Source organism: Pseudoalteromonas sp. meg-B1 (assembly GCF_003173795.1).
Taxonomy (GTDB): Bacteria; Pseudomonadota; Gammaproteobacteria; order Enterobacterales; family Alteromonadaceae; genus Pseudoalteromonas; species Pseudoalteromonas undina.
The window spans coordinates 1-21,371 of the sequence record NZ_QGQU01000003.1; the positions used below are offsets into that span (position 1 = coordinate 1).

General features: G+C 40.3%; 19 protein-coding genes. 4 read left to right on the forward strand and 15 right to left on the reverse strand.

Annotated elements, in window-relative coordinates; translation table 11 throughout:
• Window positions 1-651: 651 nt before the first annotated feature.
• A complete protein-coding gene (locus DK924_RS11750; protein ID WP_109875268.1) occupies window positions 652-1,509 on the reverse strand; it encodes a tetratricopeptide repeat protein in 858 nt (285 codons plus the stop codon).
• A 112-nt stretch (window positions 1,510-1,621) separates the two neighbouring features.
• Between DK924_RS11750 and DK924_RS11755 the strand changes: the two genes are divergently transcribed.
• On the forward strand, window positions 1,622-2,932 hold the full coding sequence (locus tag DK924_RS11755) for a M20 family metallopeptidase (RefSeq protein WP_109875269.1): 1,311 nt from the start codon (window positions 1,622-1,624) through the stop codon (window positions 2,930-2,932).
• Window positions 2,933-2,960: 28 nt separating this feature from the next.
• Here the strand turns inward: DK924_RS11755 and DK924_RS11760 are convergent, their stop codons facing one another.
• From DK924_RS11760 to pomA, 4 genes are all read right to left on the reverse strand, one after another.
• Window positions 2,961-4,901 (reverse strand): DNA topoisomerase III, encoded by a 1,941-nt coding sequence (locus DK924_RS11760; RefSeq protein ID WP_109875270.1) that lies wholly within the window; start codon window positions 4,899-4,901, stop codon window positions 2,961-2,963.
• Window positions 4,902-4,973: 72 nt separating this feature from the next.
• Window positions 4,974-5,462, reverse strand: coding sequence for a hypothetical protein (locus DK924_RS11765; protein WP_075170367.1), 489 nt, complete (start codon window positions 5,460-5,462; stop codon window positions 4,974-4,976).
• A gap of 155 nt (window positions 5,463-5,617) precedes the next feature.
• A complete protein-coding gene (locus DK924_RS11770; protein ID WP_010390949.1) occupies window positions 5,618-6,538 on the reverse strand; it encodes a flagellar motor protein MotB in 921 nt (306 codons plus the stop codon).
• A gap of 2 nt (window positions 6,539-6,540) precedes the next feature.
• Window positions 6,541-7,308: a flagellar motor protein PomA gene (gene pomA, locus DK924_RS11775; RefSeq protein ID WP_010390948.1), complete on the reverse strand. Its 768-nt coding sequence runs from the start codon at window positions 7,306-7,308 to the stop codon at window positions 6,541-6,543.
• Window positions 7,309-7,610: 302 nt separating this feature from the next.
• On the opposite strand from pomA, the gene xseB reads away from it, so the two are divergent.
• The 3 genes from xseB (at window position 7,611) to dxs (ending at window position 10,720) form a co-directional block, all read left to right on the forward strand.
• Window positions 7,611-7,853, forward strand: a complete 243-nt coding sequence (gene xseB, locus DK924_RS11780) for an exodeoxyribonuclease VII small subunit (RefSeq protein ID WP_010390946.1) — start codon at window positions 7,611-7,613, stop codon at window positions 7,851-7,853.
• A gap of 2 nt (window positions 7,854-7,855) precedes the next feature.
• Entirely contained in the window at window positions 7,856-8,743 is an 888-nt protein-coding gene (gene ispA, locus DK924_RS11785; RefSeq protein ID WP_008110206.1) for a (2E,6E)-farnesyl diphosphate synthase, read from the forward strand.
• A gap of 114 nt (window positions 8,744-8,857) precedes the next feature.
• Window positions 8,858-10,720, forward strand: coding sequence for a 1-deoxy-D-xylulose-5-phosphate synthase (gene dxs / locus DK924_RS11790; RefSeq protein WP_109875271.1), 1,863 nt, complete (start codon window positions 8,858-8,860; stop codon window positions 10,718-10,720).
• A gap of 62 nt (window positions 10,721-10,782) precedes the next feature.
• Here the strand turns inward: dxs and DK924_RS11795 are convergent, their stop codons facing one another.
• The 10 genes from DK924_RS11795 to glyA form a co-directional block, all read right to left on the reverse strand.
• Window positions 10,783-13,869 (reverse strand): ligand-binding sensor domain-containing diguanylate cyclase, encoded by a 3,087-nt coding sequence (locus tag DK924_RS11795; protein WP_109875272.1) that lies wholly within the window; start codon window positions 13,867-13,869, stop codon window positions 10,783-10,785.
• Window positions 13,870-13,900: 31 nt separating this feature from the next.
• Window positions 13,901-14,386 (reverse strand): phosphatidylglycerophosphatase A, encoded by a 486-nt coding sequence (locus tag DK924_RS11800; RefSeq protein WP_008110211.1) that lies wholly within the window; start codon window positions 14,384-14,386, stop codon window positions 13,901-13,903.
• Window positions 14,383-15,357 (reverse strand): thiamine-phosphate kinase, encoded by a 975-nt coding sequence (gene thiL / locus DK924_RS11805; protein ID WP_109875273.1) that lies wholly within the window; start codon window positions 15,355-15,357, stop codon window positions 14,383-14,385. The genes DK924_RS11800 and thiL overlap by 4 nt, the downstream gene beginning before the upstream one ends.
• Window positions 15,358-15,445: 88 nt before the next feature.
• The gene (gene nusB, locus DK924_RS11810; RefSeq protein ID WP_010390936.1) at window positions 15,446-15,856 is read right to left on the reverse strand and encodes a transcription antitermination factor NusB; all 411 of its coding nucleotides are present in this window, start codon (window positions 15,854-15,856) and stop codon (window positions 15,446-15,448) included.
• 15 nt (window positions 15,857-15,871) lie between these two features.
• Window positions 15,872-16,336: a 6,7-dimethyl-8-ribityllumazine synthase gene (gene ribE, locus DK924_RS11815; protein WP_109875274.1), complete on the reverse strand. Its 465-nt coding sequence runs from the start codon at window positions 16,334-16,336 to the stop codon at window positions 15,872-15,874.
• Window positions 16,337-16,429: 93 nt separating this feature from the next.
• Window positions 16,430-17,542 carry a bifunctional 3,4-dihydroxy-2-butanone-4-phosphate synthase/GTP cyclohydrolase II gene (gene ribBA, locus DK924_RS11820; protein ID WP_010390933.1) on the reverse strand — a complete coding sequence of 371 codons (1,113 nt, stop codon included), beginning with the start codon at window positions 17,540-17,542 and terminating at the stop codon, window positions 16,430-16,432.
• Window positions 17,543-17,570: 28 nt separating this feature from the next.
• On the reverse strand, window positions 17,571-18,224 hold the full coding sequence (locus tag DK924_RS11825; RefSeq protein ID WP_010390931.1) for a riboflavin synthase: 654 nt from the start codon (window positions 18,222-18,224) through the stop codon (window positions 17,571-17,573).
• Between the two features lie 24 nt (window positions 18,225-18,248).
• Window positions 18,249-19,376, reverse strand: coding sequence for a bifunctional diaminohydroxyphosphoribosylaminopyrimidine deaminase/5-amino-6-(5-phosphoribosylamino)uracil reductase RibD (gene ribD, locus DK924_RS11830; RefSeq protein WP_109875275.1), 1,128 nt, complete (start codon window positions 19,374-19,376; stop codon window positions 18,249-18,251).
• A gap of 2 nt (window positions 19,377-19,378) precedes the next feature.
• On the reverse strand, window positions 19,379-19,828 hold the full coding sequence (nrdR, locus tag DK924_RS11835; RefSeq protein WP_010390928.1) for a transcriptional regulator NrdR: 450 nt from the start codon (window positions 19,826-19,828) through the stop codon (window positions 19,379-19,381).
• 107 nt (window positions 19,829-19,935) lie between these two features.
• Window positions 19,936-21,192, reverse strand: a complete 1,257-nt coding sequence (glyA, locus tag DK924_RS11840) for a serine hydroxymethyltransferase (protein ID WP_008466843.1) — start codon at window positions 21,190-21,192, stop codon at window positions 19,936-19,938.
• Window positions 21,193-21,371 lie beyond the last annotated feature (179 nt).

The following is a 21,371-nucleotide window of genomic DNA, read 5'->3' on the forward strand; positions in this document are numbered from 1 at the left end:
TAGGCCTGCCGCCAGCGTTCAATCTGAGCCATGATCAAACTCTTCAATTAAAAAGTTTTATGTCTTTCGACAGCTCAATGAATTCTGAATTTATTTAATATCTTTCGATATTGAATTGACTGTGCTGAATAACTACCTAAGTAATTATTCTGTTGGTCACTCAGTTTCAATTGAGACTCTAAATTTGTTTGCCTCACTACCTAAGTAGCTTGGCTGTTAGAACTCAATCTGTACGAGTGCCCACACAGATGATTGCTTTATATTGTTAAAGAACGTTGCGATTAAAGTGTTAAACTTTATCTCGCTAGGGCTGCGCATATTACGCTTTCCTATTTTTTTGTCAACACTTAATTTTGTTAAACTTGAAAGTTTTCAAAACTAAGTTTTACTCGACTCACTGAGTAGCTCGTGCCTCGCTATGCGTTGCGCTCTGCCGTCTCAGTGGGGTCGCATTATAGGGCGAATCGATTTTAACGCAAGCGTTTTTAAACGCTTTTTTGCATTTAATTTTTACCCCAAAGATACCCCACCCAGACACACAAGATACCCACAAAACCCTGTGGATAACCTTGCTTTTACCCTACTATCCTAACGCAGAAACAAAAAAGCACCTTAACATAGGTGCTTCTTATAGAGAGTTTATCTTAATCGTTAATACAAAATGCTATAAAGCTTGCGACGATATTTAGCAGCTAGCGCATCGCCATCTGGTAAAGACGCAATAACAGCCAAGAAGTTTGGCTTAGCCTCATCAAAATTCAGATCTTTCTTAAGAATAGTAAAGAGTGCTTCTAATGCTTCTTCTTTCCTTCCTGCTTCATTGAGTAGGTTACTTAGCTCCATTTGTAATTCAAGCTCATTAGGATGCTTGGCTACCCTTTCTTGCAATGCTTTTATTTCAGGTGAATCGGTTGCCTCTAGTGCAGCCTCACATTTAGCTTTAATGTTATTAAAGTATGCATCTTGATCTTGTGCGTCTATTGTTTCTATTAATGCTGCGGCTTCATCGAGTTTGTGAATCTGTATACATATATCTGCAAGCACTAATTTAATTCTCGCATTACTATTATCTAATTCATACGCTTGCTTAGCATAATTAAACGCGGCATTTAAATCACTATTAACCAGTGCTTGTTTAGCTTGCTCTAATAATAGGTCTTGTTGCGCAGGTAAGTGTTTAGATAGGGCATCACGTACTTGGCTTTCTGTTTGTGCACCCGCTAATACATCAACTGGAGCTGAGTCTTTTAATAACACTAAAGTAGGCAAGGTTTGTAAACCTACTTGCTGGGCAAGTTGAGAGGCTAAGGCTTGCTCTGCATCACAATCTAAGTTTGCAACAACTATATAATTACTATATTCAGCGGCTAGCTTATCTAAAATAGCTGCCTGGCTAATGCACTCTGGGCTTTGTGGCGAAAAAAAGTTAAGTAAAACTAACTTTTGTTGTGATGTCTCACCTAATACTTGCTGAAGGTTTTGTGCGTTAAGACTAACTATATTGCTCATTGAATTATTGCCATGTTCATCTATTTAGGTTTTTATATGGTGATGAAGATAATAATTACAAGACATGTGTCTAAATCATTTAAGACACACATACTATATAAATGAGGGAAATATGAAATTAGCCTATGCGAGTGCACTGTGTTTATTAGTTAGCCCATTATTAAGTGCGCAAACACTCAAGCTGGATCTCGATAAAAGTATGCCAGCAATAGAAAAGCTTTATCTAGATTTACACCAGTCACCTGAACTGTCTTATCATGAGCAGCAAACAGGTAAAAAAATGGCTTCGCAGCTTCAAAAGCTTGGGTTTGATGTAACCAATAGCGTTGGCGGTTATGGCGTTGTAGGTATATATAGAAATGGCCAAGGCCCTACCGTTATGATTCGAACTGATACTGATGCTTTACCAATAACAGAACAAACTGGAAAAGCATACGCATCAACTGTTACCACAATAAATAAACAAGGTAGCAAAGTCGGTGTTATGCATGGTTGTGGTCATGATATTCATATGAGTTCATTTATAGGCACCGCGCAACAACTAATTAAAAATAAACAGTCGTGGCAAGGTACTTTAATGATGGTTGCGCAACCGGCTGAAGAAGTTGGGGGTGGTGCAAAAGCAATGCTAAGTGAAGGGTTATTTAGTAAATACGCAAAACCTGATCATATTATTGCTTTACATGTTAGTGCCAGTGTACCGGCAGGAAAAGTTGCTCTGAAAAATGAGTACACTATGGCAAGCGTCGACTCAGTTGATATTTCCATAAAAGGTAAAGGAGGCCATGGAGCCTATCCACATACGACTGTTGACCCTGTTATTATTGCTGCTCGCACCATTTTAGCATTACAAACAATTACGAGTCGGGAGTTATCTCCTCTTGAACCATCAGTGATCACTGTTGGATCTATCCATGGCGGCTCAAAACACAATGTAATTTCTGATGAAGTAAAGCTACAACTTACTCTGCGTAGCTATAACCCGGAAGTTAGAAACGCGCAAATTGCTGCGATTAAACGTATTACTGCAGGTATTGCACAAAGTGCTGGCTTAGAAGAAGCGCTCTACCCAGAAGTGTATGTTCATGAAAGTGAATCGATTCCATCTACTTACAATAATCCGGAGCAAACAAATATAGTTAGGAGTGCCATTGCTGATGCAATTGGTGTAAAAAATGTACTTGCAACTAAAGCTGTTATGGCTGGTGAAGACTTTGGACTATATGGTAGAACAGATGAAAACATCCCCATTACTTTATTTTGGTTAGGCGGAGTTAACCAACAGCAATATACAAATGCGATGAAAAATAACGAAACACTCCCTTCATTACATTCAAGTAAATTTGCTCCCGATTATAAAGTAGCGCTTCCAACAGGAATAACTGCAATGAGCAATGCCGCTGCGGCATTATTCAATCAATAATCTTCAAGGTTATTTTTAAGCCCTGAGTTTAATTTACCGCAGGGCTTTTTTTGTAACTCGACTTTTTATACGGCGCTTTCTTTGTACGTTTAGCAAAACGCTTCTTAGGCGATGTTTTTGGCAAATGTGCAAATACATTACTATCGCAGTTAGTTGCTTGGCTTACAAAATTAGTTAAATCAGCTAGCAAAGGCTGTATAAATTGCTGATAACTCATTGCTTGCTGAGCGATATCTCCTAAACTCGACTCCCATTTTGCAGTTAAATCGGGGCTTGATAACCCCTCAGGTAATACACTAATTAGTGCCAGACCTGTTTCAGTTGCTTTAATTGCTTTTCCTTCACGTTTTAAAAAGCGACGTTTAAATAATAGTTCAATGATACCTGCGCGAGTGGCTTCAGTACCAAGGCCATCTGTTTCTTTTAATATTTTTTTGATTTGCGAGTCTTTTACATAACGGCTAATTCCCGTCATAGCAGCAAGTAAGGTTGCATCGGTAAAATGAGCAGGAGGAGTTGTATGCTTTTGCACCACCTCACCTTTAGTACAGGTAAGTACCATGCCTTTTTCCAAATAAGGCAATGTTGCTTCTTCTTTAAGTTCTGACTTACCCATAAGCAATTTAAAACCCAAGCTTACATCTTGTTTTGCATTAGCTTTGAATAAACCACCCGCTATAGTTACCTCTACCTTGGTTTCGTTATAAATGTAATCGGGATAAAACTGAATTAAATAGTGTCGACTTATTAACTGATAAATTTTTTCTTCATCACTTGCTAAACTCACAGTTTTTAACTGTTTAGCTGTTGGTACAATCGCGTGGTGAGCTGCTACTTTTGAATCGTTAAAACATTTACTTCGTTTTTTTGCATCTGCTCCATTAACAAATTCTGCTTTTTGGCCTCCATTTACTGCAATCGCTTTTAGTATCGCAGCTGCATCTTGGTGATGATCTTTTGGTAAATAACGATTATCTGAGCGTGGGTAAGTAATTAACTTATGACGTTCATATAAAACCTGGCAAGTATCGAGCACTTTTTGCGCTGGCATTCCGAACGCTTTAGCGGCATCTATTTGTAAAGCAGACAAATTATAGGGAAGCGGCGCGGTTTGTTTTTTTTGCTTTTGCTCAAGAGCAGTTACGCTTGCTGGTTGACTAGCGATACGTGAAGTTACATTTTCAGCTAAAGCTTTGTTAAGCACTCTGCCCTCTTCATCTTGATAAGGTTCGCACGCTTTACTTGGTATCCACTTAGCAGTAAATGATTGCTCCTTAGGTGTATCAAGGTGAGCAAGTACTTCATAAAATGGTTTTGATACAAAATTTGCTATCTCGTTATCGCGATTAACTACTAGGCCCAAAATGGGTGTTTGCACTCGCCCAACCGACAATACATTACCAAATCCCGCTTTTTGCCCCGCTAATGTGTATGCACGCGTCAAGTTCATGCCAAACAACCAATCAGCACGAGACCGCGCCAGAGCAGAAACGCTCAAAGGAATAAAGTCACGGTTAGCACGCATACTATTTAGTGACTTTTTAACTGCCGTTAAGTTTAAGTCACTGATCAATAAACGCTGAATATTTTGTTTTTTTGCTTGGCTGATTTTTGCTTGTTCTATAACTTCATCAACTAATAACTGGCCTTCACGGTCAGGATCGCCAGCATGTACAAGTGTTGTTGCTTGTTTGATTAGCTTTTTTAAAATAGTGAGTTGTTTACGAGTTTTAGGCTTTGCTTTAAGTTGCCAATGCTCAGGCACAATAGGTAAATGTTCAAACTGCCACTTTTTAAAACGCTCATCATAGTCATCGGGTTCTGCTTGCTCGAGCAAATGACCTATGCACCAAGATACGCAATCACCATTTGCCACTTCAATATAGCCATCATGCTTTTTATGCGGTTTAGGAAGTGCGTCTGCAATAGCGCGACCCAAAGAGGGTTTTTCAGCAATATAAAGTTTCATAACCAAGCTCTAACACTGTTCATATAAACAGTAGTCTAGCATATCATTTTAAAACGAGGGGTATTTTTGTCGTTATAAGCTTAAAGCTTTATTTCGCTTATTAACAAAAATATATAAAAGCGGTAGATAACATATAACAACAGTAGCGATATTTATTAAGGGCATAAACGTTTGATACATAACAGTACTATACGATAAATCCCAAAGATGGCGATCTACTAAACGAAATAATTGCAGAATAGGGGCAGCAATAACCACAAGTTGGCCAAGTACACATTGCCACAAATGCACTTTATCTTTCAGGCCCAAATAAGCAATCAGTGCCATCCAAGTAATATCTGTTAATGCCCATACAAGATAACGGTATACATAAATACCATCATCAAACGCCATTAAACTTGAGTAAGTTATAGTACCAAATAAGAAAAAAGCAGCGGTAATAGCAGCAAACCTTAAGGCTAAATAATCCTTAAGGATAAAAAACAACAAAATAGCTGGGCTCAGAATAAGAACCCAGCTTTTACTTAATATACTGACGAAGTACAAAAACCATTCAGGCAAACTAAAAAACCTTACTTAACTTTTTTATCTTCGTCTGTACCATCGCCATTACCAGGCATACTACAAAATTTATTTAACATGCTCACTCCACTTTTAATTACATCTGTTAAGAGAAATGCATTCTATGCTAAAAAAGGGGACAAAACCAATAAATTCTATCTAATATCAATAGGATCTGATTCTTTCGCCTTGCCTTGTAAAATTGATATTTCTACCCGGCGGTTACGTCTTCTATCTTCTCGGGAATCATTCGGCACTAAAGGTCTGGTTTCTGCACGCCCAACGACCATCATTCGGGTCTTATCAAAACCAGCAACTTTTTGCAGTTCACTTGCTACCGCAACAGCTCGTTTAGAGGATAAATCCCAGTTATTAATATAAAGTTCATTAGAGACTTGAAAGTCATCAGTATGACCGGAGACAGTGATTTCACCTGGCACATCTTTTAATAACCGGCCAATATCCTGAATGATAGGTTTAAACTGGGGTTGTAAAAACGCACTGCCCGATGGAAACGAACCATTTTCTCTAATACGAATAATGATTTGCTGACCTAATGACTCAAGCTCAATAGCTCCATCAATAATTTGCTTTTCAAGCTGTTGTGCAATTTTTTTAACTAAGTCATTTATTTGCTCTTGATCGGCAGCAGAAACTGAAGGCGCTGAAGCAACTTCCTCAGAGGTGCTGCTAGACTCACCACCTCGTTTTTCGCCTCGTTGTTCTTGCCGTCCGCCGGCTGAACTTTCATCGCCCGCCTGAAACTCTAGCATTTGCTGAGTCATTTCAACTGTTTGTTGCTGAATAGTTTCAATTGGGGTTGGCTCAGGTTTACCTGGAGTAAACTCCATCGCAATAACTGAGGTGCCTTTTGGAATATCTTTAACTTCAATTTTATTTTGTACACCAAAAGCAAACTTCATAGAGCCTGCAATTTGCTTAAATTTAAGCACATCCATTTCAGAAAACGCGAGTAAGAGTACAAAAAAGCACATTAATAGCGACATTAAATCGGCAAATGTCCCCATCCATGCAGGTAACCCTGGGGGTGGGCATTTACACTCTTCATCAGACATAACTATTCCTCAGTGTTTACCGCGCGTTTAGACTCAGCTAAATAATTTTTCAAGATCCCTTCAATTACTTTAGGATTTTGGCCATCTTGGATGCCTAATACCGCATCCAAAATAAGTCGCTGGTTCATTGCTTCTTCATCTTTACGCAATTCAAGTTTGACCTGAATAGGAATGGCGACAACATTCGCCAAAAATGCCCCATACAACGTTGTTAACAAGGCTACCGCCATGGCTGGGCCGATTGCTTTTGGATCATCCATATTTGATAACATAGCCACCAAGCCGATTAATGTACCAATCATCCCCATTGCGGGAGCAATATCACCTAGCGACTTAAATAAGCTTGCGCCCATTTCATGACGAGTTGTCGTCAGGGAAATATCTTTTTGTAATGTTGCACGCACCACATCCGCATCATGCCCATCCACGAGCATATCAACGCCTTTGCGCATAAATGGATTTGGAATCTCAGCCTCTTCTAATGCTAGAAACCCGCCTTTTCGGGCAGAATCTGCTAGCTCAACCGCCTTTTCAATTAACGCTTCAGGGGGTTCAATTTTAAACATAAACGCTTTAGCACAAACCTTACCAATGCCTAAAAATTGCGACATAGTAAAATTGGATAAAACGATAAAAAGGGAGCCACCAAATACAATAACCACTGAAGGAGTATTGTAAAACATACCGACTTCGCCGCTACTACTCATAAACATGGACATGACAATTAAGCCAATTGCGCCAAGGATCCCAATAATGGTTGCTAAATCCACATTCCCTCCAAAGGTTTTATATTTTTTCTTCGCAAGCGTTGTTATTAAATGTATATCGGCAAGATACTGAAATACTTAAGTGATTTTTATGATAAACGATAAAATTACGATTAGTCCTATTTTAGATCAACATAGGGAATCAATCTAACTAATCAGAATTTATAATTTAAAAAATAACGCTGAAGCGCAGTAAAACCCAATTAACAGCATTTATCTATCAAAAAAACATAACATTCTTTGACCTAGTTTAGCATTCCCCCTAAAATTGGCGTCTAAATTTATTATGTAAGTTGAAAATAAAGATGGCGACTAAAAAACCTGAAAATTTAAGTTTCGAACAAGCACTAGAAGAATTAACAACAATTGTCAGTGAAATGGAACAAGGTGATTTATCGCTTGAACAGTCTTTAAAGCAATTTGAGCGCGGCATTGCATTAGCTAGTGCGTCTTCCGGTAAACTTCAACAAGCCGAGCAAAAGGTGTCGATATTAATGGGTAATGACGAAAAAGCACCGCTTACTCAATTTGATAACGATTTGGAATAATTGTGAGCATAAAAGAACAAATAAAGCTCGCTCAAGATGATGTAGCCAATACACTCAACCTTTATTTCGAACAACCTCTTGAAAGCGACAACACCATAAAAGAAGCCACACATTATAGTCTAATGAATGGCGGGAAAAGATTACGCCCTTTTTTGGTTTATACCACAGGCAAAATGCTCGGTGCTGAAAAACGTGATTTAGATGTGCTGGCAGCAGCGATAGAATGCATTCATAGTTATTCATTAGTGCATGACGATTTACCCGCTATGGATGACGATGATTTACGTCGTGGCCGTCCTACATGTCATATTGTCTATGGTGAAGCACAAGCTATTTTAGCAGGTGACGCACTGCAAACCTTAGCGTTTGAGCTTATTGCTAAGCACACATTTAAATGCTCAACAGAAGCTCAGTTAAAAATGATTGCAGAATTAGCACATGCTTCAGGCTTGCAAGGAATGGTTGCCGGACAAGGCCGCGATATTGCAGCAACAGATAAAGTTATTACGGTTGATGAATTAGAACGTATTCATAAACTTAAAACAGGCGCATTAATAAATTGTGCGATTACTTTGGGCGCACTTTGTGCCCCTAATATTAGCCAACACACTTTAGATAACTTATCTACTTTTGGGTATGCTATCGGGCTGGCCTTTCAGGTTCATGACGATATTTTAGATGTTGAGGGCGACACACTAACTTTAGGTAAGCCTCAAGGGTCAGATATTGCTGCGAATAAAGCGACATACCCGGCTTTATTAGGTATGCTAGGTGCTAAGCAAAAAGCACTAAATTTGATACAACAAGCCCATGAGGCGTTAGCTAATATTGACGCAGACACAACCAGCTTAGCAGCATTGGCAAACTATTTAATTGAACGTGACCATTAAACATGGCTAAAACGTATTAAATCTTAGAACAAAATTATTACTAAATATTAAGCCGCCTCTTAAACTTAGCTTTTTTGAGGGAAGTTAATATTAGCGAAGGATATATAAAAAACCATGACACTTGATAGCAGCAAGTATCCATTACTTAATTTGGTGAACGAACCAGCCCACTTGCGAGACTTAGCACAAGATAAGCTTCCTGCATTTAGCCATGAATTGCGTGATTACTTACTCAATTCAGTATCGCAAAGTAGCGGCCATTTAGCGTCTGGTTTAGGAACCGTAGAACTTACCGTTGCATTACATTATGTGTACAACACTCCCGACGATCGTTTGGTTTGGGATGTAGGTCATCAAGCCTACCCACATAAAATACTAACGGGACGTCGTGACCAAATGCACACCATTCGCCAAAAAGATGGATTGCACCCATTTCCATTTAGAGACGAAAGTGAATACGATACGTTTAGTGTTGGCCATTCAAGCACCTCTATTTCAGCGGCGCTGGGTATGTCTATTGCTGCGCAAAAAGAAGGCAAAGGTCGTAAAACCGTGGCGGTGATAGGCGATGGCGCAATTACCGCAGGTATGGCCTTTGAGGCGATGAATCACTTAGGTGATGTTAAATCAGATATGTTGATTATTTTGAACGATAACGAAATGTCGATTTCTGAAAACGTCGGCGCGTTAACCAATCATTTTGCGCGTATTTTATCAGGTAGCTTTTATACCAACATCCGCGAAGGCAGTAAAAAGCTTCTTTCTGGTGTACCGCCGGTAAAAGAACTTGCCAGCCGTATGGAAGAACACATTAAAGGGATGATGATCCCGGGTACTTTTTTTGAAGAATTAGGCCTAAATTACATTGGTCCAATTGATGGCCATGATGTGAACATGCTGGTTGATACGCTGCGTAACATGCGTAACTTAAAAGGCCCACAACTTTTACATATAAAAACCCAAAAAGGCAAAGGTTACAAGCCCGCAGAAGCCGATCCGATTGGTTATCATGGCGTACCAAAATTTGATCCTGCAACTTCAAGTTTACCAAAATCTAAGCCAAGTGCGGCTACTTTCTCAAATGTATTTGGTGATTGGCTTTGTGATATGGCAGAGCAAGATAGCAAATTGATGGCAATTACCCCTGCGATGCGAGAAGGTTCGGGGATGGTGCGTTTTTCTAAAGAACACCCTGAACAATATTTTGATGTGGCAATTGCTGAGCAGCACGCTGTAACCCTTGCTGCAGGTTTTGCCTGTGAAGGGTTAAAACCCGTTGTGGCTATCTACTCTAGCTTTTTACAACGTGCGTATGATCAACTAATTCACGACGTTGCATTGCAAAACCTACCGGTATTATTTGCTATTGACCGCGCAGGTATTGTCGGAGCCGATGGTGAAACTCACCAAGGCGCCTATGACCTAAGCTTTATGCGCTGTATTCCTAATATGGTTATTATGGCACCTAGCGATACTAACGAATGCCGTCAAATGCTATACACTGGCTATCAAGCCAATTGCCCAGTAGCTGTGCGTTACCCGCGTGGCAGTGCGGGCACAGCAGACATTCAAAGCGCTATGCAACAGCTCGAAATTGGTAAAGCTAACGTAATTAAACAAGGTGCTAAAGTAGCTATATTGTCATTTGGTACCTTGCTTGAAAACGCCCAATTAGCCTCAGATGAGCTCAATGCCACTTTAGTTAATATGCGATTTATTAAACCACTTGATACCGGGTTAATTGATGAACTTGTCGCTAACCACGATATCATTGTAACACTTGAAGATAATGCAATTTCTGGTGGTGCAGGTTCGGCGGTTAATGAGTATTTAGCTACCCAAAAAGCGACTGTAAAAATACTTAACTTAGGTATACCGGATGAATTTATTAAACACGGTACGCAACAGCAAATGCACGATGAAATGGGGTTAGGTGAGCAAGGCATATTAACTTCAATTAAAGCATTTATGAGCTAATACTTATAGTGTTTAATAAAAAAGGAGCCTTTGGCTCCTTTTTTGTTGCTCACTTATAATCTCTAGCGCATCCATACCTTAATATCGGCTAAGCCATTACTTTGTAACAAACCAATTTGCTGTTCAACATTGGGGTTTTGCTCAAACTCAAATGCGTCTAGTTGCTCGTCAAAAGTAATGTTAGCGACGCCATCGCCGCCGCGTTTTTTAACTTGATGTAACGCGATGTCAGCTAAATTAATCGATGTTTCCCAGCTAATAACTTGCCCACCTAACAGGGGTAGCGGATAGAAAGACCAACCCACTGACGCTGTTATATTGGTTGTTTCACCGTTAGGAAGCTGGAAAGTATAATCGGCAATAGCTTGGCATAATTCAGATACATAGCTGTCGATTAAATTACACTTAAAATCGCGCAACAACAGTAAAAACTCATCACCACTCCAACGGGCAACATAATCAGAACCTTGAGTAAGCGAGTTAAGTAACGCCGCTACTTGTTGTAAACAACTATCTCCAGCAATAGGACCATAAGCATCGTTAATGCGGCTAAAGTTATCTAGATTAATAATTAACAACACCAAAGATTTACCTTGAGCCTGCAATGATTGCGAGTTCCGCTGAAAATGCTCAATATCTTTTGGTAGTTGATCAAACAAGAAACGACGACTTCTCAGCCCTGTTAGCTCATCAGAGTGACTAACAAGTTTAAGCTGAGAATTTACTTGGTTTAATTTATCATTCGCTTGGCGAAGCTCTAGGGTTCGTTCAGTAATAAGCCCTTCGAGTACTTGTTGCTTACGTCGCTCTTGAACTTTAAATACCCAAAACACTAAATAAAACAGCAACACAAAACCACTGGTGATCAGTAATCTAAAGTAGATGGTTTCACCAAATCGTTCAGGAACAACAAACGCATATTCGGCTGATTGCGCTTTACCCCAATCCTCACCTTGGCGTTTAGTTTCTAATTCAAATAAAAACATACCAGCGGGTAAATTTGTATAAATTGCTTCTCTGCGGGTATTTGCATAGCGCCAATCATTATCAAGTCCATTGAGTTTATATCTAAACTCAATACTTGCCGGAGCGTAATAATCAATCGCGGTATAGGTAAGTGTCACATCACGCTCATCGGTCTCAAGAACTGGTTTTTCGCCTAAAGCAGCTGCTGCGAGCTTTCGTGATGGCGTCGTTAAGGTTTCTATAGTTGGTTTAAGTGAGCGTAATCCAAATAACTCTACGTCTTTAGGAATTTCTACAACGCCTTGCAAACTGGGATACCAAATAGAGTTATCCATATCAACCACCGCATCATGGCCTAAACCATTACAGCATTGGCTGGCTTTACCATCGAGCTGTCGGTCAAATGAAGAGATCACTTCTTCTACTTTTAGGCTTTCGATGTTGGCTTTAAATTGCTCAACAGGCATACGGTAAACCCCTTTCATGGTGCTTACCCAAATTCGCTTTGAGGTGTCATCGTATTCTAAGCTGAATATAGAACCATATGGCAGTCCATTGGCGGCGTCTAGTTGCTGCCATTGCCCTTGTCCACTGCGATAAAACAAACCATCATTCAACGAACCAATTAAAATACCTACGCCTTTAATGTGTAAAATGCTAGTAACGTACGCACTTTCTAAGGTGGTTTGGTCACCTATTTTTTCTATCCCGCGTTCAGTAAAGTAATACGCGCCTTTACTGGTACCAATCACGCCAAAATTTGGTTTATCTAGAACATAAGTAACAAACTTACTACCTAAGAACGCATTGTACGCAAAAGGGTTTAAGCCATTATAATTTAGACGATATAACCCTCGTCCGGTGCCTACCCAAAAGCCGCCTTTAGTTGAAGTGCTAATTGCAAAAACAGGGTTATCGCTCAACGCACGAGCAGGGAAACTATATAAGGTGTTCGACTCATAGAAAAACAAGCCTCTGCCAGTAGCAACATAAAGGCGATCACCATCAAATTGCAGGTCATGTACCGAGGCATTTCCATACTTGGCACTATTGATAACATTGATAAAGGTTTTATCGGCATCAAAATAACCAATGCCACTTTTATTGGCAATCCATAATTTACCATCAGGTGATTTACTAATCGCCATCACCGCTTCGGTCATTTTAGAAATGGCTGAATGGCGCTCTATTCGCCCTTCGTGAGCAAGCCATAACCCTTCACTAAAACTCGCTAGCCATATGTTATTTTCATCATCTCTAAATATATCGGCAAACCAAATACTCTGATCTAATTGGCTGGGTTCAACCCACTGCCAATCATTAGATTTAGCTCTAAATAATAAACGTCCATAGGTTGATATCCACAAGCCGCCATTACCATCGCTCATAAACTTATACACAGCTGAGTTATTAGCATTGGGAAGTGGAAACGGACGTAGCTCGTCATCTAAATCTAAAAAATAAGCCCCTAACTCAGAAGCTAGGTACAAATTACCATTTAAAAACGATAGATCGTGAACAATGGTTTGCGCTAAACGATCGGGCAAAGCCACTTTAGCGGTTAGTTCTAAGCGTAATTTAGAAAAGTCAGACGAGCTTTGCGTTAAACGTAATAAATTACGGTCGTTAACCAGCCAAATTCCCTCAGGTGAAAGCGCCATTTTACTGACCGATCCCACAATTTGGGTGATAGCTGTGGCGTTTACAATAGGACTAGGGTTATTTAGTTGGTCACGCAGTTCTATTTGGCCTCTGTCTATATAATAGAGCCCATTAGCTGCTATCCAGATACTGCCTTGAGAATCTTCAAGAATATCTCTTACAGGGCCTTTAATATTAAACTCTTGTGCGGTTAGCTTTTCAGGATCGATAACCACAAGACCATTTTTAGTGCCTACCCACAATAATCCTTCGCCATCGATCAATAATTTATTAATACCATTGCTGGGTAAAAATAAACTATTTTGGGTATTATAATTAGTGAAGGTATTGCCATCAAAACGGCTTAATCCAAATTGAGTGCCAAGCCACATATAGCCTTGGTTATCTTGTACTACACTTTTTAGGGATTGTGAGGGTAAGCCGTCTTTGATATTCCATTGTTTAACTACGTAATCAGTAATTGAAGCCGTACTTGGCATGGCACATAACATAAGTACACAAACCAATAAAAATCGCATCATAGTGCTGCCACCTAGTTAAACAAATAATAAATTAAAAGGGTAGTAAACCTACTTTTATCAATGCTTGCAAACAAATAAGCGAAAAAATACCTGCAAGTACATCATCGGCCATAATACCAAACCCACCATGGGCACGTTTATCGAGTATGCGAATCGGCCCTGGCTTTGCTATATCAAAAAAGCGAAACAGTAAAAAGCCAACCAGTAATGTTTGCCAGTTAAGTGCTGCGCCAATCATAGTAATATAGTAACCAGCAACTTCGTCCCAAACAATTGCGGGATGATCATGTACTTGAAGGTCATCGGCTGTTTTTCCACATGCCCAAATACCAAAGATACTTATGACTACTGCAAATACAATTTGTAACCATAGCGGAAAATGCATGGTAATAAAAATAAACGGTAATGCTGCCAATGTGCCAAATGTACCAGGTGCTTTTGGTGCAAGCCCAGTACCAAAACCCAAGCCAAAAAATTGATGTGGGCGTTTTAAATTAAATAATCGGTTTTTATTCAAACCTGCTCCTTGGAAAAGTGCTCAAAACCTTTATGTTCAAAAGCAAACTTCTCACCTTGGTGTAATAACTCTATATTGCCGTCACCACTTTTTATTTGCCCGATACAGCTTGCCTCTACACCGTATTGGCGCAGCTTAATATCTAGCATACTCTTGTTACTATCAGCAACGGTATACAGTAACTCGTAGTCATCGCCATAGTTAAGAACAAAAGGAAGTCGCTGCTCAAAATCAAGACTCGCTTGCATGGCATCTGAGGTGGGGACATTTTCAATATTAATGGTGGCACTAACTTGTGATAAATTTAGCACATGCCCTAAGTCGGCTAGTAACCCATCGGAAATATCAATGGCCGACGATGCCAAGCCTCGTAACGCTTGCCCAGCAGCTACACGTGGCGTGGGGAAATTTAAACGTTTATTAATATCTTTTAAGTGTTCAGGTGCAATCGATAAGCCTTGTTTTTTCGATTCAATCGCCAACCCAGCATCACCAAGCGGACCGGTTACAAAAATCCAATCACCCACTTTTGCACCACTTCTACGTAATGCTGTGCCTTCAGGAACTGTACCTTTTGCACAAATAGTAATACTAAGTGGACCTTGAGTGGTATCACCACCAATGATCTGAACGTTAAAGTACTCAGCAATTTCATGCATGCCATCAGTCAGCTCAGCAATCCATTGTGGATCGATACTAGGTAAGGTAAGTGCAACCGACACCCAAGTAGGCTCTGCGCCCATGGCAGCTAAATCACTTAAATTAACAGCAATAGCTCGATGCCCTAATGCGCGAGGGGAGATATCATGAAAAAAATGCACCCCAGCAACTAAGGTATCTGTGGTTACAGCAAGCTGACAGTTCGCTGGAACTGTGACAAGCGCACAGTCATCTCCAATCCCTAAATTAACATCGCGACGAGTAATGCCACGACCTTTAAAGTAACGATTAATTAATTCAAATTCCTTCATACACAAAAAAGCCGGCCTATGCCGGCTCTCCTTTTTAACGGTTATTTATAACAACTCATCTGATAATAAAAATCAGCTAAAGTTGTTATTACTTGCGTAACTGTTTTACAGCTTTATCAAGTACACCGTTTACAAATTTATGGCTATCTTCAGCGCCAAACATTTTAGCTAATTCAATACTTTCATTGATAGCCACTTTGTAAGGAACGTCTTCACGAAATTTAAGCTCGTAGCTGCTTAAACGTAAGATTGCACGTTCAACTTCGTCTAATTCATCAAATGGACGAGTTAAATGAGGCGATACAGCTTCGTCTAGTTGCTTGTGGTTTACTGCAACTCCACGCGCTAAATCTTTAAAATATTCAACATCAATTTTAGTCACATCGTTTTCGATCAACATTTGTTGTTCGATATCGGCAATTGCATTGCCGCTTAATTGCCATGAATACACGGCTTGAAGTGCTAAGATACGTGCTTTACGTCTTGCTGCTGGTTTCACAAAAATTCCTTAAACTTAAATTTTATCTAACACATTAACCATTTCAAGCGCACCTAAAGCAGCTTCGCCGCCTTTGTTACCCATTTTGGTACCTGCGCGCTCAATTGCTTGCTCAATGCTTTCAGTGGTTAATACGCCAAATGCAACCGGGATATCATACTCAAGTGATACTTGTGCAAGCCCTTTATTTGACTCGCCAGCGACGAGATCAAAGTGAGGCGTGCCTCCTCTGATCACTACACCTAAGGCGATAATTGCATCATATTCTTTTTTTGCTGCAACGCGTTTCGCTGCTAAAGGTAATTCAACCGCACCTGGTACGTAAATTACGGTAATATCATCTTCTGATACTCCACCAGTGCGTTTTAGCTCATCAATAGCACCTGCAAGCAAGCTACTACCAATAAAGTCATTGAAACGAGAAATGACAATGGCAAACTTTTTGCCTGGAGCGTATTTATTACCTTCAATAATTTTCATTTGATAACCCTAAAAATAAGTTTAAGCGATTTCGGTTGCGCAAAAATTGCTGCGCATTATACCACATAAATAAAATAATAGCCTAGCGTGTAATTATTGTGGCTCTACGTAATCAACAACTTCTAAATGGAAGCCTGATAATGCATGATATTTTTTCGGTAAACTCATCAAACGCATTTTTTGGATACCTAAATCAGCCAAAATTTGCGAGCCTACACCTACGGTACGTGAAGTACCTTGGAATTTGCGTGGCGTTACACTCTCGCCAGCATCAGCTGCAGCGAATGCTTTAACAGTCGCTTCTAATTCGTCAGTGCTTTCTTGCTTACCTAAGATGACTAAAGCGCCATTATGCTCAGCTATATACGCCATTGCTTGCGATAATCCCCAACTACGATCAGCATTACGATCAGAGAGTAAAATATCGTTAAAGGTACTTTGTAAGTGCACTCGCACTAACGTTGGTTCTTGTTGTTTTATTTCACCTTTAAGCAATGCATAGTGCAGCTGCCCGTCAATGGTGTCTTTGTAAGTTACTAAGTCAAATTCGCCATGCTCAGTTGGCAATTTACATTTTGCAACTTGCTCAATAGTGGTTTCATTTAAGTTACGGTATTCGATTAAATCAGCAATGGTGCCAATTTTAATATCATGTTGCTTAGCAAATACTTCTAAATCAGGGCGGCGCGCCATGGTGCCATCTTCATTTAGAATTTCTACAATCACTGATGACGGCTCAAGCCCCGCTAAACGCGCTAAATCACAGCCAGCTTCAGTGTGCCCTGCGCGCGTTAATACGCCGCCAGGTTGCGCCATAATAGGGAAAATATGCCCAGGCTGTACAATATCACTTGGTACTGCGCCTTTAGCAATGGCAGCTTGAACAGTGCGAGCACGATCCGCTGCAGAAATCCCCGTCGTAACCCCTTTTGATGCTTCAATAGACATAGTAAAGTTAGTCGAGAATGCTGCACCGTTATTTTTAACCATCAGCGGTAAATCAAGTTGCGAGCAACGCTCTTGGGTCATGGTTAAACAAATTAACCCACGGCCATGAGTCGCCATAAAGTTAATTGCTTCTGCACTTATGTGCTCAGCAGCAATAATTAAATCGCCTTCATTTTCTCTGTCTTCATCGTCCATTAAAATAACCATTTTACCGGCTTTAATGTCATCTATTATTTCTTGTGCGCTGTTTAAATTCATAAGTTGCTCGTATAAGTTGTCAATATCGTTATTTTATAAAGCCCGCTTTAGCGAGTAAGCTCATCGAAATATCTGAACCAGTAGGATGCTCAGCTCCCTTTACAAGGCGCTCTAAATAACGTGCTATTTGGTCGACCTCTAGATTCACTTTGGTACCGACTTGAAAATCGGCTATGGTCGTTTGCCCGCTGGTGTGTGGCACAATCGTTAGTTTAAATTTATTACCTTCAACCGCATTGACCGTTAGGCTAATACCATCAATACACACAGACCCTTTATAAGGAATGTATTTCATTAAATTTTCGTCGGTGGCTAACCAATATTCAGTTGCTCGCGCATTGGTATTTATTGCTGTGATAGTGGCAATACCATCAACATGACCAGACACTAAATGACCTCCGAGGCGCGATACAGGTTGCATCGCCTTTTCTAAGTTAACTGTTTGCCCTAATGCGTAATGTGCAAACCCTGTTAAGCTAATCGTTTCATTTGATAAGTCAGCACTAAAGCCATCTATATGCTTATCAACAACAGTGAGGCATACACCGTTGGTTGCAATACTGTCACCTAACTTAACATCACTCATATCAAGGTTTTTACTTTGGATACGAATAGCTAAATCACCTTGTTTTTTTTGTAATAACGCAATTTTACCTGTCGCTTCAACTATTCCAGTAAACATAGTGCTACTCTTTATATAAAATGATTAATGAGCTTTTTTTAGTGCTGTGATACGTAAATCATCACCAATTGGCACACACTCATTAAAAGTTAAATTAATGGTACTTTGCATACTCATTAACTCTGGGAAATTCAGTAAACTTCTTGCATCGCTACCCATTAACTTAGGGGCAATATAAAAAACAAACTCATCAATTAAATCAAGTTCAGCCATTTTTCCGGCCAATGTGGCTCCCGCTTCTAACCACACATTATTAAACTGTAATTGCGCTAGCTTTTGCAGTGCTGCTTGTAAGTCTACTTTATTGTTCTTTTCGGGTAGTTCGATCTGTTTAACAAAATGAGGCCACTGATGCGATTTATCAACCCGAGTGGTAAATATTATCACCTCGCTTTGAATTGAAAATAAGGCAAGTTCAGGGGTAAGTCTGTTTTGGGAATCAATAATAACGCGAACCGGTTGGCGCAGTGGTAAATTGGTCGGTAAAGAAACCGGAAGTTCTTCTGGGCGTACATTTAGTTTTGCATCATCCATCAAGACTGTATCGGCACCGGTTAAAATTGCACAGCTCTGAGCACGATACAGCTGCACATCTTGGCGCGCAGCGGGCCCGGTTATCCATTTACTTTGGCCATTTTTAAGCGCTGTTTTACCATCAATACTTGCGGCCATTTTACAGGTAACAAAGGGCAACCCCTGCTCCATTCGTTTAAAAAAGCCTAAATTTAATGCCCGCGCTTGCTCTTCAAGTAATCCGTAAGCGACTTCTATACCTGCATCCGCTAAAATTTTAAGGCCTTTTCCTGCAACTTGCGGGTTGCTATCAACCATAGCAGCAATCACTTTTTTCACACCCGCGGCCTTTAGCCCTTCAGCGCAAGGCGGTGTGCGACCATAATGACTGCAAGGCTCTAGGGTTACATAAGCGGTTGCGCCTTTGGCATTTTCGCCAGCCATAGCCAGTGCGTTTACCTCAGCGTGACCTTGACCCGCTAACTGATGAAACCCTTCACCTATTACTTTATTATTCTTTACGAGTACGCAGCCAACATTAGGATTAGGAGTGGTGGTAAAGCGCCCTTTTTTTGCCAGTTCAATAGCGCGAGCCATGTAGCGTTTATCATCCTCTGAAAACGAACTTTGCATGCTCATTACTACTCTCCTAAGCGGGCTATTTCTTCACCAAATTCGCGTATATCTTCAAACGAGCGATACACTGAGGCAAATCTTACATAGGCCACTTTATCTAACTTTTTAAGCGCTTCCATAATGCACTCACCCACCAAATGGCTAGACACTTCGCGTTCGCCAGTGGCGCGTAACTGCGACTTAATAATATTAACTACTTCGTCAACTTGCTCAGTGCTTACGGGGCGTTTTTCGAGGGCGCGAGTTAAGCCATTTAGTAACTTATCTTCATTGAACGGTTCGCGGCTGCCATCTTGCTTGATGACCCGTGGCATCACTAATTCAGCCCCTTCAAAGGTGGTAAATCGTTCGTGGCATTCATTACATTCACGACGTCTACGTACTTGGTGTCCCCCGCCGACAAGGCGAGAATCAATAACTTTAGTATCTTTGGCGGTGCAAAATGGGCAATGCATAACTGTGTGTTTCCGTTTTAAAAACAAAAAATGGCCGCTATTATAGCGGCCATTATCATAACAAAAATGTGTGCAGTTGTGATCTAAATTACTGTTTTACTCTTGGATTAAGCGTAAACAGGTAATTTTGCACAAATTGCTTTCACTTTTTCTTTTACTTGCGCTTGTACTGACTCATCTTCGATGTTGTCTAGTACGTCACAGATCCAGCCAGCTAACTCTTTTGACTCTGCTTCTTTAAAGCCACGACGAGTGATCGCCGGAGAACCAATACGCAAACCAGAAGTAACAAATGGTGAACGAGGATCGTTCGGTACCGAGTTTTTGTTAACCGTGATATTCGCATTACCTAGGGCAGCATCTGCATCTTTACCTGTGATATCTTTATCGATTAAATCAAGTAAGAATAAGTGGTTGTCAGTTTTACCTGATACTACTTTGTAGCCGCGCTCTTGTAATACTGCAACCATTGCTTGAGCATTTTTAACAACTTGAGCTTGGTATGTTTTAAATTCAGGTTGAAGTGCTTCTTTAAATGCCACCGCTTTAGCAGCAATAACATGACATAAAGGACCACCTTGGCCACCTGGGAAAACAGCGCTGTTTAGCTTTTTGTAAATATCTTCATCGCCACACGCAGAAATGATTAAACCACCGCGAGGGCCGGCTAATGTTTTATGTGTTGTGGTTGTTACAACGTGAGCAAATGGCACAGGGCTTGGGTAAACACCCGCAGCAATTAAACCTGCAACGTGCGCCATATCAACAAATAAATATGCGCCTACTTTGTCTGCAATTTCACGGAATTTAGCCCAATCAACAATACCTGAGTATGCAGAAAAACCAGCAATGATCATTTTTGGCTTGTGCTCAAGTGCTAACGCTTCAACTTGTGCGTAATCAATTTCGCCAGTTTCTTCGTTAAGGCCATACTGAATTGCGTTGTATGTTTTACCTGAGAAGTTTACGTGCGAGCCGTGTGTTAAGTGACCACCGTGCGCTAGGCTCATGCCTAAAACAGTATCAAGTGGGCTTAATAGTGCTTGGAAAACAGCGGCATTCGCTTGTGAACCGGCATGTGGTTGCACGTTTGCGTAATCTGTACCAAATAATTCATTTGCGCGGTCTATCGCTAACTGCTCAACCACATCAACGTGCTCACAGCCACCGTAGTAACGTTTGCCCGGGTAGCCTTCAGCATATTTGTTAGTAAGTTGAGAACCCTGCGCTTCTAGTACGCGTGGGCTACAGTAGTTTTCAGATGCAATTAACTCAATGTGCTCTTCTTGACGTGATGTTTCTTTGCTCATCGCGTCAAATAACTCTGGATCAAAGTCCGAAATATTCATGCTACGTTCTAACATTGGGGTCTCCTGGGCAACGTGTATGGGTATTTTTTACAGGCTTTATTGTACGCTTAAAACGACTCTTTGCCTACGCTCTTAAGTTGAGGATATTTAAACAGGGATTGAAACTATTTCACAGCATTTTGATGATGATATTTTTTTATAAACTAATAACAATTTTAAATGAATTTGATTTA